The 14,038-nt window shown below is 39.2% G+C and carries 11 protein-coding genes and 8 tRNA genes; all 19 read left to right on the forward strand.

The window, feature by feature from the left end:
* Nucleotides 1-183 precede the first annotated feature (183 nt).
* The 19 genes from ACFSGI_RS04280 to secF all read left to right on the forward strand — a co-directional run bounded on the left by ACFSGI_RS04280 (nt 184) and on the right by secF (nt 14,033).
* Nucleotides 184-255, forward strand: a tRNA-Glu gene (locus tag ACFSGI_RS04280).
* A 12-nt stretch (nt 256-267) separates the two neighbouring features.
* Nucleotides 268-343: transfer RNA gene (locus ACFSGI_RS04285), tRNA-Val, on the forward strand.
* Nucleotides 344-369: 26 nt separating this feature from the next.
* Nucleotides 370-443, forward strand: a tRNA-Met gene (locus tag ACFSGI_RS04290).
* A 7-nt stretch (nt 444-450) separates the two neighbouring features.
* Nucleotides 451-526 (forward strand) — tRNA-Asp (locus ACFSGI_RS04295).
* Nucleotides 527-579: 53 nt separating this feature from the next.
* A tRNA-Gly gene (locus ACFSGI_RS04300) sits at nt 580-654 on the forward strand.
* 20 nt (nt 655-674) lie between these two features.
* A tRNA-Arg gene (locus ACFSGI_RS04305) sits at nt 675-751 on the forward strand.
* Between the two features lie 15 nt (nt 752-766).
* A tRNA-Leu gene (locus tag ACFSGI_RS04310) sits at nt 767-846 on the forward strand.
* A gap of 10 nt (nt 847-856) precedes the next feature.
* A tRNA-Pro gene (locus ACFSGI_RS04315) sits at nt 857-930 on the forward strand.
* Between the two features lie 878 nt (nt 931-1,808).
* The gene (gene ruvC, locus ACFSGI_RS04320) at nt 1,809-2,312 is read left to right on the forward strand and encodes a crossover junction endodeoxyribonuclease RuvC (protein ID WP_204822960.1); all 504 of its coding nucleotides are present in this window, start codon (nt 1,809-1,811) and stop codon (nt 2,310-2,312) included.
* Nucleotides 2,309-2,923 carry a Holliday junction branch migration protein RuvA gene (gene ruvA, locus ACFSGI_RS04325; protein ID WP_204822961.1) on the forward strand — a complete coding sequence of 205 codons (615 nt, stop codon included), beginning with the start codon at nt 2,309-2,311 and terminating at the stop codon, nt 2,921-2,923. Before ruvC ends, ruvA begins: the two co-directional genes overlap by 4 nt.
* A gap of 323 nt (nt 2,924-3,246) precedes the next feature.
* Nucleotides 3,247-4,266 carry a Holliday junction branch migration DNA helicase RuvB gene (ruvB, locus tag ACFSGI_RS04330; protein WP_069329815.1) on the forward strand — a complete coding sequence of 340 codons (1,020 nt, stop codon included), beginning with the start codon at nt 3,247-3,249 and terminating at the stop codon, nt 4,264-4,266.
* A gap of 565 nt (nt 4,267-4,831) precedes the next feature.
* Nucleotides 4,832-6,940, forward strand: coding sequence for a SpoIID/LytB domain-containing protein (locus ACFSGI_RS04335; RefSeq protein WP_204822962.1), 2,109 nt, complete (start codon nt 4,832-4,834; stop codon nt 6,938-6,940).
* Nucleotides 6,941-6,948: 8 nt separating this feature from the next.
* Entirely contained in the window at nt 6,949-7,977 is a 1,029-nt protein-coding gene (queA, locus tag ACFSGI_RS04340; RefSeq protein ID WP_204822963.1) for a tRNA preQ1(34) S-adenosylmethionine ribosyltransferase-isomerase QueA, read from the forward strand.
* A 152-nt stretch (nt 7,978-8,129) separates the two neighbouring features.
* Nucleotides 8,130-9,269, forward strand: a complete 1,140-nt coding sequence (gene tgt, locus ACFSGI_RS04345; protein ID WP_204822964.1) for a tRNA guanosine(34) transglycosylase Tgt — start codon at nt 8,130-8,132, stop codon at nt 9,267-9,269.
* Between the two features lie 85 nt (nt 9,270-9,354).
* A complete protein-coding gene (yajC, locus tag ACFSGI_RS04350; protein WP_204822965.1) occupies nt 9,355-9,669 on the forward strand; it encodes a preprotein translocase subunit YajC in 315 nt (104 codons plus the stop codon).
* Nucleotides 9,670-9,798: 129 nt separating this feature from the next.
* Nucleotides 9,799-11,121, forward strand: a complete 1,323-nt coding sequence (locus tag ACFSGI_RS04355; RefSeq protein ID WP_204822966.1) for an ArsB/NhaD family transporter — start codon at nt 9,799-9,801, stop codon at nt 11,119-11,121.
* Nucleotides 11,122-11,225: 104 nt separating this feature from the next.
* On the forward strand, nt 11,226-11,510 hold the full coding sequence (locus tag ACFSGI_RS04360) for a post-transcriptional regulator (RefSeq protein ID WP_204822967.1): 285 nt from the start codon (nt 11,226-11,228) through the stop codon (nt 11,508-11,510).
* A 152-nt stretch (nt 11,511-11,662) separates the two neighbouring features.
* Nucleotides 11,663-13,135, forward strand: coding sequence for a protein translocase subunit SecD (secD, locus tag ACFSGI_RS04365; protein ID WP_204822968.1), 1,473 nt, complete (start codon nt 11,663-11,665; stop codon nt 13,133-13,135).
* Complete coding sequence (gene secF / locus ACFSGI_RS04370) at nt 13,125-14,033, forward strand: protein translocase subunit SecF (protein ID WP_204822969.1); 909 nt, start codon at nt 13,125-13,127, stop codon at nt 14,031-14,033. The genes secD and secF overlap by 11 nt, the downstream gene beginning before the upstream one ends.
* The last annotated feature ends 5 nt before the right edge of the window (nt 14,034-14,038 follow it).

Raw genomic sequence — 14,038 nt, forward strand, 5'->3', positions numbered from 1 at the left:
CCGAGTTGGCCGAAGGAGCACGATTGGAAATCGTGTAGGCGTCACAAGCGTCTCGAGGGTTCGAATCCCTCTCTCTCCGCCAGAGGCCGTTTTATTACAGCCACTAGCAATAGAATATTAGTTGTAAATTAACTTGTTCTAAAAGTAATAAGATGTTAGTATGTAAAGTATCTGTTTTATTGTGGCCCGTTGGTCAAGTGGTTAAGACACCTCCCTTTCACGGAGGTAACAGGGGTTCGAGTCCCCTACGGGTCATATTCCTTCTTTGGAGATTTAGCTCAGCTGGGAGAGCATCTGCCTTACAAGCAGAGGGTCGGCGGTTCGATCCCGTCAATCTCCACCATAGAATTTTATAGTAAGTATTAATGACGCGGGGTGGAGCAGTCCGGTAGCTCGTCGGGCTCATAACCCGAAGGTCACAGGTTCAAATCCTGTCCCCGCAATTAATCTGGAACCGTGGTGTAGGGGTTAACATGCCTGCCTGTCACGCAGGAGATCGCGGGTTCAAATCCCGTCGGTTCCGCCATTTTCTTTTAAAGAATTTGGTTAGATCATTGACTTTGTAATATGTATTATACTGCGGACGTGGCTCAGCGGTAGAGCATCGCCTTGCCAAGGCGAGGGTCGTGGGTTCGATTCCCATCGTCCGCTCCAATATTTACTTAACTTTATATGCGCCCTTAGCTCAGCTGGATAGAGCGTTTGACTACGAATCAAAAGGCCAGGAGTTCGAATCTCTTAGGGCGCGCCATTTTTATCTTGATTGGCCGGTGTGGCGGAATTGGCAGACGCGCGCGACTCAAAATCGTGAGGGAAACCGTGGGGGTTCGAGTCCCTTCACCGGCATATTATTTATCGGGACGTAGCTCAGCTTGGTAGAGCACCTGGTTTGGGTCCAGGGGGTCGCATGTTCAAATCGTGTCGTCCCGATACTAAAAAACCATTGATCATTATGATCAATGGTTTTTTTATGTTCATTTTATGTTTTAAAAGCATTAAAAGCATTAAAAGCATTAAAAGCATTAAAAGCATTAAAAACATTAAAAACATTAAAAACGTAATGGAACATTAATAATATAATTTACTATATAAATAAAATAGGTAAAAAGTAAGTCTAATATTTCATAAGAAATATCTCTAAAAAATATTATAAAGTTATACATCTAGATCAAGATTAAGACCTTTAAATGAGAATAAGTGTAGAAGTTTAAGAATTGTGTACATTGAATTACTGATTTGCAAAATATTAAAAACAGGCAAGCTATAGAAAATTAACAAGGTTTCTTAACTCTAAAAATCTGTTAGTTTTTAAGCTGATTATATATTCTCTTAGATATCTTTAAATACTACAAACACTACAAACACTACAAACGCTACAGTTAAAACCATACATCTTTGCGAATAGAAACAAACTATTTATTATAGTAGCTTTTACATACGTTTTATGTACGAATATGGATAATTTATGCACATATATGAATGGCTTTATTTTAATAAAAATAACTTAATATAGTATTGACATAGGATAGATTTTAAGTAAATGAAATTTTGTGATTTTATTAACTCAAGTGGATTTATATTTGCTATAATGAAATGAAAGAGATACATATGTTCGCCTATTTAGCTTTATTAGAATATATGATCAAGATAATGTTTAGAAAAAAGCATTGTTATAAATCGCCACTAATTATTATGAATACTGTATCTTATTTATTTTGAAAAAAAAGTATATAGGTACTCCTTATGATAATTGTTGTAATTATAAAAAGAGGAGAATACTTACGCGGTAGAATAAGGGAGAGATCGATTTGCGTGTAATGGGAATTGACCCCGGAATTGCGATTGTTGGTTTTGGGTTTATTGATAAAAATGGAAGCAAGTTGACTCCTGTTCAATATGGTTGTATTCAAACAGAAGCTCATACACCGGATGAAGATAGATTGTTGCATGTCTATGAAGGTACTGTGCAATTAATAGAAAAGTATCAGCCAGATACGGTAGCTTTTGAAAAACTATTTTTTAATCGTAATGTAACTAATGCAATGTCTGTTAGTCAGGCACGTGGAGTAATGATATTAGCGGCCAAACAAAAAGGTTTGCCTATTGCAGAATATACGCCAATGCAAGTAAAACAAGCTGTTGTAGGCTATGGTAAAGCAGAAAAAAGACAAGTTCAAGAAATGATTCGAATGTTTTTGAATTTGCAAAAAATTCCGAAGCCTGATGATGTGGCTGATGCGTTAGCTGTTGCGGTATGTCATGCTCATTCTTATGTGCTAAATTCGAAGATAAATGAGGTATTGAAAAAATGATTGATTTTTTGCGCGGACCTATAGTGCATTTGGAAAATGAATATGTGGTTGTAGATATGCAAGGAATCGGGTATCGAGTATTTTGCCCTAACCCTTATGCATGGATGAAAGAGACAGGTGAAGTTACCATTTATATTCATCATCATGTACGAGAAGATGCAATTCAATTATTTGGATTTCCTACGCGTGATGAACAGAAACTATTTCGTAAATTGATTGAAGTATCTGGTATTGGTCCACGTGTAGCTTTGGGTATTTTAAGTGGTGGTAGTCCTGAAGGTGTTGTGACTGCTATTTATCAAGAAAACATTACGTTTTTGACTAAATTGCCTGGGATCGGTAAAAAGACTGCACAACGTATGATCCTGGATTTGAAAGATAAATTGGGTGGTATTGGTGATTCTCTTATTGCTACAGGATTATTTGCTCCACCAACGACTACGAATACTTCTGGAGAAGTGTGGCCTGAAGTACGCGATGGACTCAAAGCTCTAGGATATACAGATACAGAATTGGATCGAATCTGGCAAACATTGAAACATGAAGTATTCCCTGATGATACAGCAGATGATGTAATGAAGAGAGCGCTCAAAATGTTGTATACTGGCTAATATAATTCATATGTCAAAATACATTGAATCAATAGAAATTCGATCTATTATAGTTAGTCTATTTGAGAACAAAACTAATAGCATTGAAAGTTTTTTCTATTTTGCGCAGATCACGAATATATATGGATTAAGATCAGTTCATACTATTCCAAAAAAATATTAACCAAAAAAATGGTAATATACAAACTTATCTTTTGCTAAATATGTATATTAGAATAGCTATGGTATATTTAAAGATAGCTTTAGTTGAAATTTTAAAAGAATCGTAAAAAAGACAAGTAAAACAAAAGACAGGTAAAACAGATGAAGGGGAGCGAATAAAGATGACGGATGACCGCATCATATCTGCTAACTTGATGATGGAAGACCAAGCGGTGGAACTGAGTCTACGTCCCCGTTACCTTTCAGAATATATCGGGCAAACTCGGATTAAAGAAAATATGAAAATTTATATTGAAGCTGCTAAGTTGAGAGGCGAGGCGTTGGATCATGTACTTTTATATGGTCCTCCAGGTTTGGGTAAAACCACACTTGCTAACATTATTGCTAATGAGCTGGGAGTCAATTTAAGAACGACCTCAGGGCCTGCTATAGAGCGTCCTGGTGATCTGGCGGCTTTACTGACGAATCTACAAGATGGCGATGTGTTATTTATTGATGAGATTCATCGATTGCATCGATCTGTAGAAGAAGTCTTATATCCGGCTATGGAAGACTCGGCGCTTGATATTATGATTGGTAAAGGGCCTAGTGCTCGTTCGGTACGTTTGGACTTACCACCATTTACATTGATTGGGGCAACAACGCGTGCAGGTTTGTTATCTGCTCCTTTGCGGGATCGATTTGGAGTAGTGAGCCGGCTGGAATTATACACAGTAGATGAACTTTCTTTTATTGTAAGTCGGGGATCAGAGATTCTAGGAATTGATATTGTAGGAGATGCGGCAGATGAAATCGCACTACGTGGTAGAGGAACACCGCGTATTGCTAATCGATTGCTTAAACGTGTGCGTGATTATGCACAGGTACGGGGAGATGGAATTATAACGCCTGAGATTGCAGATGAAGCGCTGGATATGTTGCAAGTCGATCCAAGAGGATTGGATCAGATTGATCACAAAGTGCTACAAGCGATGATTCATAATTTTCGCGGTGGTCCTGTAGGGTTAGACACTATCGCTGCTACAATCGGCGAAGAAGGTCAAACGATTGAAGATGTATATGAACCATATTTACTGCAATTGGGATTCCTGCAACGTACTCCACGAGGACGAATTGTTACGCCTATGGCTTATGATTATTTGGGAATACCTATGCCAGATCATTTGAATGGAAAAGCATAAATTAGATTAAAAGAAAAAGCTGATTATTTATAGAGAGCAAGATGCTATAAATGATCAGCTTTTTTAGTGCTAAAAGAAGTTGCTTATTGTTAAGATATCCGTATTATTTTGAAGTGAGAAGTGAGAAGTGAGAAGTGAGAAGTGAGAAGTGAGAAGTGAGAAGTGAGAAGTGAGAAGTGAGAAGTGAGAAGTGAGAAAGCAGTTATATACAATCAAAATTAGAAAATTGTTTGTTTATTGTATATTAAAATTTAATGATAGACAGCTTACATATAGTTGAAAATTATAAAAAAGAGTAGATTGTGCATTTAAGTATAATCTAAACTTTCTTTAGAAATATTATATGATAAACAAAAAGTAATACTTTTCAAAAACTTTATCTAGTATTTAATTGCAATCACTTGAATATAATACGATATAGAAGTTACTGGTACCAGACTTCACAAGTCTTGAGGATTTTGAGAGAATTTCGATGTAAACCAAGTCATTTGGACTACTTATGCGTATAATGGATAAGAGTGTCGATGTATAAGTATGGACTCAAGAAAGGAACAAGTGAATAGATATGACTACAAATGTAAATACAACGTTGAAAAAATGGAAGCAAAAATTATGGCTTTTGCCTGTAGTGATACTGTTAGCAGGAACATTGCCTCAATCTTCTTATGGAGCTACACCTTCTGTCGATAATGAAAAAGTACGTGTAGGACTATTTTTGGATGTGGGGAGTACATATTCTTCGATAGTCCCTGTAGTCAATGTAAAATCAGCAGGGAGTCTTAGTGTAGGTCAATCCAATAATGGAGTAGTGGATTCATGGTTATCTATAGGCAATCAAGCAAGCTTCGGAATTGATGGCTACCGGGTGAAAGTACTGGAAACGGCTGATTTTGCTACAGCAGCGACAGGTATCAAATTATTGCAATCTACCAGTGATAAACCTATCGTATTCACAGCTTCCAAAAATGGTAGTACCGTCTACCAATTGTATACAGGTATGTATTCTTCTAAAGCAGCAGCTACGACTGGAGCATCGCGTACAGCTTCTACAGTAAGGTCTATTTTGAATGGTCAGACACCTGCGGTAAAAGGAAGTTTCCATTTATCTGCTGGAAGTTATGCAACTGAAGCACAAGCGAATGCTGGACTTGCTGCTGTAGGTGCAGCGGGATTGGATGGATTTATCGCTATTACTAAAAGTGGCGGTGCGCTCGCTTATAATGTATGGGTAGGGGAAGAAGCAGACGCTGCTTCTCTGGCAAGTATCAAAGCTGTTGCAGCAACAGCATTACCTGACGTTACGCTAACCACTGTAAGTAGTTCACAAGCGGCGCTTATTAAACGTGTCAATGTGACTTCAAGTATTACTAGTCCTTCACCAGTGGATCATTATATGGTCAGTGGAACAGATGCTAAAATGATGTTACAAGGAAACGATTCAGGGACTCAAGTCACTGAACGTTCTGCTCGAACATATCGTGGTGATTTTGAAATGAGTAATTATAATGGTCAATTGGCATGGATTAATGTTTTGCCTATGGAAGAGTATTTATATTCAGTAGTCGGTGGAGAAGTGTCTGCTTCATGGCCAGCGGAAGCGTTAAAAGCTCAAGCAGTAGCAGCACGCAGTTATGCGAGATTTCAAGAACAAGGTTCTAAATTTAAAATAGCAGACGTAGTAGATACTACACTTAGTCAAGCGTACAACGGTGTGAGTGCAGAAGATAAACGAATCATCGCGGCTGTTGATGCTACAGCAGGCGAAATCGTTACGAAAAATAATAAAGTGATAGAAGCAATCTTTTCGGCTAATAGTGGAGGAGCTTCGGCTGATCCTTCTGAAGTGTGGAACAGCACTGGTGGAGATGTCTTTGTCAGTGTGGTATCCAAAGAAGATTCTGCTTCACAAGCTGCACTTAAAAACTGGTATCATGTATTATTAGATAATGGAAAGTCTGGTTATGTGCGTGAAGATAATGTAAAATTATCAGGCAAGAAAACATCGGCTGGACTAGACTATATGACGGTTACGGCTAAAAATACAAATGTACGTCCTTTGCCAGTGGTACAGAGTAATGTCTCTATGGTCGGTCAAATGAATCCAGGTGATCAAGCGGTTGTGTTAGAATTATTACCCGAGTCTAATAGCTATCAGTGGATACGTGGTCCTTTTACCTCGGCGCAAATACTGGCAACGTTAAAAGGTAAAACAACATCAAGCTTGCCATCCACTATCACTTCTATTCAGGTTTCTCAACGTGGCCCTTCTGGACGTGTTACAGAAATCAAAGTGAATGGTGCTGTCGTGAAAGTGAAATATCCAGATGCGTTCCGTTCTGCGCTTAATAGTCTACCAAGTACATTGTTTGATGTAGTCAATACAGCCAATTATGTAGTTGTAGGTTCAAATAATGATCAAAATGAAATGCCTGCGGCTGGAACTGTTATTTTGGGAGCGTCAGGACAAGGAACAGGTTCAAGCTCAACGGTTATTTTAAATGGCGATGGTGTAGCTAGAGTAACTGAAGCAGGTGGATTTTTATTTACAGGTAACGGAAACGGTCATGGATTAGGGATGTCTCAATGGGGTGCTAAAGGTATGGCAGATAAAGGATCCAATTATAAACAAATCTTGCAGCATTATTATAACAATGTGCAAATTACGAAGGGGTAAGTAGAACCATGAAAGTAGATGTATATGATTTTGAATTACCAGAGCATTTGATAGCTCAAGTTCCATTGCAAGATCGAACAGCTTCACGTTTACTCACCTTAAACAAACAAACAGGCGAAGTGAGACATCAACATTTCGGTGAGATTTTAGATTATTTGCATGAAGGTGATACGCTGATTTTGAATGATACGCGTGTTATTCCTGCTCGTCTATTCGGTACCAAACGGGATACAGGAGCGAAAGCAGAAGTCTTGTTGCTGACTCAACTGGAAGGTGATCGTTGGGAAGCTTTAGTAAAACCGGGTAAAAAGCTAAAAAAAGGTGCTGTGATTGATTTTGGCGGTGAACTGGAAGCAGTCATTGAAGAAGAATCGGATATGGGAATGCGAGTATTGTCTTTCCGATATGAAGGGATCTTCCAAGAGATTCTAGATCGATTGGGTGAAATGCCGCTTCCTCCTTATATCAAAGAAAAGTTAGACGACCGTGAGCGTTATCAGACTGTATATGCAAAACACGAAGGTTCTGCGGCGGCACCTACTGCCGGGCTTCATTTTACCAAAGAATTGTTAGAACAAATTGCAGCTAAAGGTGTTCAAGTAGGCTTTGTGACTTTGCATGTGGGATTAGGCACATTCCGTCCGATGTCAGTTGAAACGGTCGAAGAACATGTGATGCATGAAGAGTTTTATTCATTGTCTGCGGAGACGGCTCAATTGTTAAATGAAACGAAAGCGCGTGGCGGTCGTATTATTGCTGTAGGAACTACTTCTGCACGTACACTGGAAACGGTAGCTCGTGAAGCGAAAGGGCAATTGATCGAAGCTTCTAGTGGCTGGACGCAGATTTTTATTTATCCGGGACATGAATTTGGTCTGGTTGATGCAATGGTTACGAATTTCCATTTGCCTAAATCTACACTGGTTATGTTGGTCAGTGCGTTAGCTGGTCGAGATCATATTATGGAAGCTTATCAGCAGGCAGTAGCTGAAGAGTATCGCTTTTTCAGCTTTGGCGATGCGATGTTTATTTATTAGAAAATGATTGTATTTCATAGGGATGCTCCCGTATAATTAACTGTTGATGAACGTTGTTGTAACTATATCTATAGTGACGTTAACAGGATAAGCTGGTTTATTGATCAGACTGACTATCCTATTTTATAAGCAGAAGGATGAGAACCAATACTATGGCTGGACCTATTACGTACGAACATATCAAAACTTGTAAGCAATCAGGAGCACGTCTTGGACGTGTTCATACTCCGCATGGAGTTATTGAAACACCTGCTTTTATGCCTGTAGGTACACAAGCAACAGTCAAAACGATGAGTCCAGAAGAACTCAAACAGATGGATGCACATATTATTTTGAGTAATACGTATCATTTGTTTCTTCGTCCCGGTCATGATCTGATTCGTGATGCTGGTGGACTACACAAATTTATGAACTGGGATCGCCCTATTTTGACAGACAGCGGTGGATTTCAAGTATTTAGTCTGAGCGATATGCGTAAAATTAGTGAAGAAGGTGTTCATTTCAAATCGCATTTGAATGGAGATAAGTTGTTTTTATCCCCTGAAATCGCTATGGATATTCAAAATTCATTAGGTTCGGATATCATGATGGCATTTGATGAATGTCCTCCTTATCCTGCTGAGTATGAATATGTGAAAAAGTCACTTGAACGTACGACTCGCTGGGCAGAACGTTGTCTTGAAAGTCATGGTCGTCCACATGATCAAGGGCTATTTGCGATTGTTCAAGGTGGGATGCATGAAGATCTACGTAAACAAAGTGCACTTGATTTGACTTCGATGGATTTCCCGGGGTATGCTATTGGTGGACTGAGTGTAGGTGAGCCTAAAGACTTGATGTATCAAGCTTTGGATTTCACTATACCGTTTCTTCCGCACAATAAGCCACGTTATCTTATGGGTGTAGGTTCGCCTGACGCTCTGATCGAAGGATCGATTCGTGGAGTAGATATGTTCGATTGTGTGTTGCCTACAAGGATCGCACGCAATGGTACAACCATGACCAGTGAAGGACGCGTAGTAGTACGTAATGCGAAATATGCGCGTGATTTTGGACCACTTGATCCGAACTGTGATTGTTATACGTGTCGGAATTATTCCCGCGCCTATCTGCGTCACCTCATCAAAGCAGATGAGACATTTGGTCTACGATTGACCACTTATCACAATCTGCATTTCTTATTGAATCTGATGAAAAATGTACGTCAAGCGATTATGGATGATCGTCTTCTGGACTTCAAAGAAGAGTTCTTCACGCAATATGGACTACATGATAATGATAAAGGGTTCTAAACAAACGGTATATACATGACATCTATCGAAAGCGATATAATATTGTTTTTCGATTAATGATTGATAAGAAAAAGGGGGAAATAACATGTTTGAAACAGCAGCAGCTGCAGGTGGAACAGGCGGTATCTGGGGAGCAATCCTTCCATTTGTATTTATGTTCGTTATTTTTTACTTCTTACTGATTCGTCCGCAACAAAAGAAACAAAAGCAACGCAAAATGATGTTAAATACGTTGTCTAAAGGTGATAAAGTGGTAACTATAGGTGGATTGCACGGTACGATTGCTGAAATCACAGACGATATCGTTGTTTTACGTGTAAATGATGTTACGAAATTAACATTTGATCGTGCTTCTATCAGTCATGCAACAGGCGAAAAAGCACCTGTTTTGACTAAATAATAACGATTATTGATTTTTAATAATAATGCTTACATCGAAGCGGGCCTGATTAACAGGTCCGTTTTTTGCTTGAAGATGATATATTAAAGTAGACGTGATAAACACAAAGTATGAATAAGGAGGTGCAATATGCAACCGACAGCGTTGATGAGTTCGTGGCAGCCTGTGGCAGCGATTGTGATCTTTTTGATCATATATGCAGTTTGGATGACAGATCGGATCAGTAGAGCGCTAATTGCGTTAGCAGGGGCTCTTATTTTTCTTGTGATTGGGATTGTGCATTGGCAAGATGCTTATATGATGCATATTCAATGGAATACGATCTTTCTCTGGATTGGTATGATGCTGATTGCAGCTATTATGAATCGAAGTGGCTTGATACCGTATGCAGCGATCTATAGTCTGAAATGGACGAAAGGCGGGCCTATACGGGTGATGCTTTTGCTTACCTGTCTAACTGCTATCGGATCAGCACTGTTGGATAGTGTAACGATGGTGTTATTGATTGTACCGGTCACATTTGTGATTACTCGTAAATTAGAACTCAATCCTGTACCTTTTTTAATTGCTGAGATTTTGGTGAGTAATCTGGGCGGTGCGGCCACATTGATTGGACATCCGGTGAATATTTGGATCGGATCAGCTAACCCTCAGTTGACATTTAATTTGTTTTTGAAAGTTCTTGGACCTATTGTGCTTATATTATTAGTGGTGAATATAGGTCTGTTATTACTGTTTTATCGCAAATCATTCCGGCAACACCCACTCAAAGCTCCACTGCAACATTTGGAGGAAGAAGCGCGTTCTTATATTCAGAACCCTCGTCGTGCGCTAGTGATATTGCTTATATTTATATTGACTCTAGTTGCTTTTGTCAGTCAGAGCTGGATTGGTATTGAGTCGCCTGTAATTGCTTTAAGCGGCGCAGTATTGATGTTGTTAGTCAGTACTCGATCTCAGTGGCGTACTGGAGAAATCTGGCGTGAGATCGAATGGGAAACGGTATTGTTTTTTATCGGGCTATTTATATTAGTGGGTGGTCTGGTCGATACAGGATGGATTAGCCTGGGAGCTACCCAATTAATAGAATTAACAAATGGAAATATGGGATTTGCAGCGATGATTATATTGTGGATTACAGGTCTGGTATCTGCTGCAATCGATAATATTCCATGGGTTGCGACGATGATTCCTTTAATTCAAGAAGCAGGAGTACAAATGAATGCAGATGCGCCTGCGGTACTCAATCCTCTCTGGTGGGCTTTGTCATTAGGTGCTTGTATTGGAGGAAATGGGACATTGATCGGTGCTTCTTCGAATCTATTAGTCGCCGCTATAGCTCATCGTGAAAAACATCATTTTAGTTATATGGAATTTTTGAAAATAGGATTACCATTAACACTTATTTCTCTGGCTATAGCTTCTGCCTATCTTTATTTTATAATCTTGTGAATATAGCAGGAGATTCCAATTTCAATGCAGAATTACTTACTGTTGAGCATGGACAAATAAAAAAATAGACAGGGTAATCAAGTGTGGGAAGGAAAGGTGCTCCAATGGCGATGGAAGAATTGACCAATGCCGAGCTTACTGAAGTGATTGAGACATTATGCGAAAGTAAAGCAGAAGAATTTCGTCTGCTTGGCTATGAAAATGTAACTTCAGATGAGATATGGGATTGCCTCGGCCACAAATATGATAAGCAGGGGATGCCCAAACTTCATGAGTTGGTTAGTGACATTTTGTCAATGAGGGTCAATCAGTTTATGAATTATGTAACTATGTCATCTTATAAAAGCGCACCAGATACTTGGAACCAGGCACCGTTGGATCAATCATAAACTGTTGAATAACAGCATGAACCAATGATAAGCTGGAGTCGGTACTTTATCGACATCAGCTTGTTTATTTTGCAGACCAGTGGTAAATTGACTGTAATTTGTGCCATCGCTATAATAGGAATATTGAGAATGAAAGGGGAACCACATACGGGATGAAAAGAATCATCAGCTTCGTAGTCGTTATGCTCGTCGTTGCTGGCGTTATTGGCGCAACGACACCGTTATTTAAGGATGTTCGTCTAGGACTTGACCTTAAAGGCGGTTTTGAGATTTTGTATCAGGCTACGCCAACCACGCAGGGGGAACAAGTCACCAGGGAATCATTATTGCAAACAGCAAAAAGTTTGGAACAACGTGCAAATGCTTTGGGAACCAGTGAACCAGAAATTACTACAGAGGGTACAGATCGTATTCGTCTGAAAATTGCTGGAGTTACGGACGAAGCAACAGTTCGCCAAACGATGAAAGAACCAGCGGAATTGACTTTCCGTAGTGCAGATGGCTGTACAACAGATTCTTCTGCTAAAAAAGATGAAGCTACAAGCAAATCAGCAACTGACACTAAAAAATCAGATGCTAGCAGTAAGTCTAATTCCAAAGACAGCAATGAAGTATCGACTCAATCGGCAGGAGCAACACAAGAAATTAATGTTGATCCGACGACTGGAGAAGCTACAACTGCCCCTGGAGATACATACAATGGCGCAGCAGAGCAGGATCCATCAGCACAAGATCCGCTTAAAGTATATTGTAAAGTAGAATTGACAGGTAATGATTTCACAGAAAATGGAGCATCGATTTCATACACTCAACTGAATGAGCCACAAATTGCGATTAAGTTGAAAGATGCAAGTAAATTTGCTGAGATCACTAAACGTTTGACAGGTCAAAACTTAGCTATTTTCCTAAATGATCAATTGCTTTCTGCTCCTAGAGTACAAGGTGAACTTTCAGACGGAACAGCAGTTATTACAGGTACGTATACGCAAGAAGAAGCGCAACAATTGAAAGACCAGATCAACTTGGGTGCTTTGCCACTTAAATTGACAGAAGTGTATTCTCAAAGTGTTGGCGCAACATTGGGTCAACAATCGTTGAAAGATACATTGCTAGCAGGTGTTATTGGTTCGATCTTAATCCTGTTATTTATGGCTCTTGTCTATCGTGTGCCAGGTCTAATCGCAGGTTTCTGTATTATTGTTCATACGTGGTTGTTGGTTATGATCTTTATTGCAGGCGACTTTACATTAACCTTGCCAGGTATTGCAGCATTTATTCTCGGGGTTGGTATGGGTGTAGATGCGAATATTATTACCTACGAACGGATCAAAGATGAACTTCGTAGTGGTAAGAGCTTATTGTCTGCATTTAAAGCAGGTGGACGTAATTCATTCGGAACTATTATGGATGCTAATATCACAACGATTATTGCTGGTGCTGTAATGTTCGCATTAGGTACAGGTGCAGTAAAAGGTTTTGCATTAGTATTGATTCTTAATATTCTAGTTAGTATCTTGACGAATGTGTTCTTCTCTCGCTTCTTGCTATCTTTGCTTCTTAAAGGAAAGATTATTACCAAAGCGAAGTCGTTCGGTGTAAAGGAGAGTGAACGCAGTGCGCTTTAAGTGGAATTATGATTTTATCAAAATCAGTAAGTATTTCTATACGTTCTCTATCATTTTGATCGTACTTGGTATTTTGAGTCTAGCGATCTTCAAATTGAACTATGGTGTTGATTTCCGTTCAGGTTCTAATGTGGATGTCACATTAACAAAACCGATTACAGAAGCACAAGCTAAGCCGGTCATTGAAGCTTTGAAATTGAGTGATGATCCTAGTATCACAATCGGTGATGGACGAATGAATGTCCGTTTCGAAAAAGTACTAAGTGATACTCAAGAAAATCAGTTCAAACAAGCATTTACTAAACAACTGGATAGTGGAGCTTCTTTTGAAGTCAATACAGTAGATCCAGCAATTGCACAAGAATTAGAGCGTAATGCTCTATGGGCAGTATTAGCCGCAAGTTTGGGTATTATTATTTACATTACGATTCGTTTTGAATGGCGCTTTGCTGTTGCTGCGGTTGTAGCTATGCTACATGATGCATTTATCGTCATCGCGATTTTCTCTATTTTCCGCTTAGAAGTTGATCTTACCTTTATTACAGCGATTTTGACTATTATCGGTTACTCGCTGAATGATACTGTTGTTATCTTTGACCGTATCAGGGAGAATCTACGCTTCTCTAAACAGAAGAAAAGTGGAGATGTTAAAACGATCGTTAACAACAGTATTTCTCAAACTATGACTCGTTCACTCAATACAGTATTAACTGTATTTATCGCCTGCGTATGTTTGTTCATATTCGGTAGTGAGTCGATTCGTATGTTCTCATTAGCAATGATTCTTGGTCTTGTATTTGGTGCTTACTCTTCTGTCTTTATTGCTAGCCCATTGTGGTTATTGCTTAAAAACAGACAAAAACCAAAAGCGAAAACTCCGTCTAAAACGACGGCGTAACATTG

It is taken from the genome of Paenibacillus nicotianae, assembly GCF_042681745.1.
In the GTDB taxonomy this organism is placed as follows: Bacteria; Bacillota; Bacilli; order Paenibacillales; family Paenibacillaceae; genus Saccharibacillus; species Saccharibacillus nicotianae.

Excerpts from the sequence above, each read along its gene's own strand:
- ruvA (WP_204822961.1), top strand. The coding sequence starts at position 2,309 with ATGATTGATTTTTTGCGCGGACCTATAGTGCATTTGGAAAATGAATAT.
- ruvB (WP_069329815.1), top strand. The coding sequence starts at position 3,247 with ATGACGGATGACCGCATCATATCTGCTAACTTGATGATGGAAGACCAA.
- ACFSGI_RS04335 (WP_204822962.1), top strand. The coding sequence starts at position 4,832 with ATGACTACAAATGTAAATACAACGTTGAAAAAATGGAAGCAAAAATTA.
- queA (WP_204822963.1), top strand. The coding sequence starts at position 6,949 with ATGAAAGTAGATGTATATGATTTTGAATTACCAGAGCATTTGATAGCT.
- tgt (WP_204822964.1), top strand. The coding sequence starts at position 8,130 with ATGGCTGGACCTATTACGTACGAACATATCAAAACTTGTAAGCAATCA.
- yajC (WP_204822965.1), top strand. The coding sequence starts at position 9,355 with ATGTTTGAAACAGCAGCAGCTGCAGGTGGAACAGGCGGTATCTGGGGA.
- ACFSGI_RS04355 (WP_204822966.1), top strand. The coding sequence starts at position 9,799 with ATGCAACCGACAGCGTTGATGAGTTCGTGGCAGCCTGTGGCAGCGATT.
- ACFSGI_RS04360 (WP_204822967.1), top strand. The coding sequence starts at position 11,226 with ATGGCGATGGAAGAATTGACCAATGCCGAGCTTACTGAAGTGATTGAG.
- secD (WP_204822968.1), top strand. The coding sequence starts at position 11,663 with ATGAAAAGAATCATCAGCTTCGTAGTCGTTATGCTCGTCGTTGCTGGC.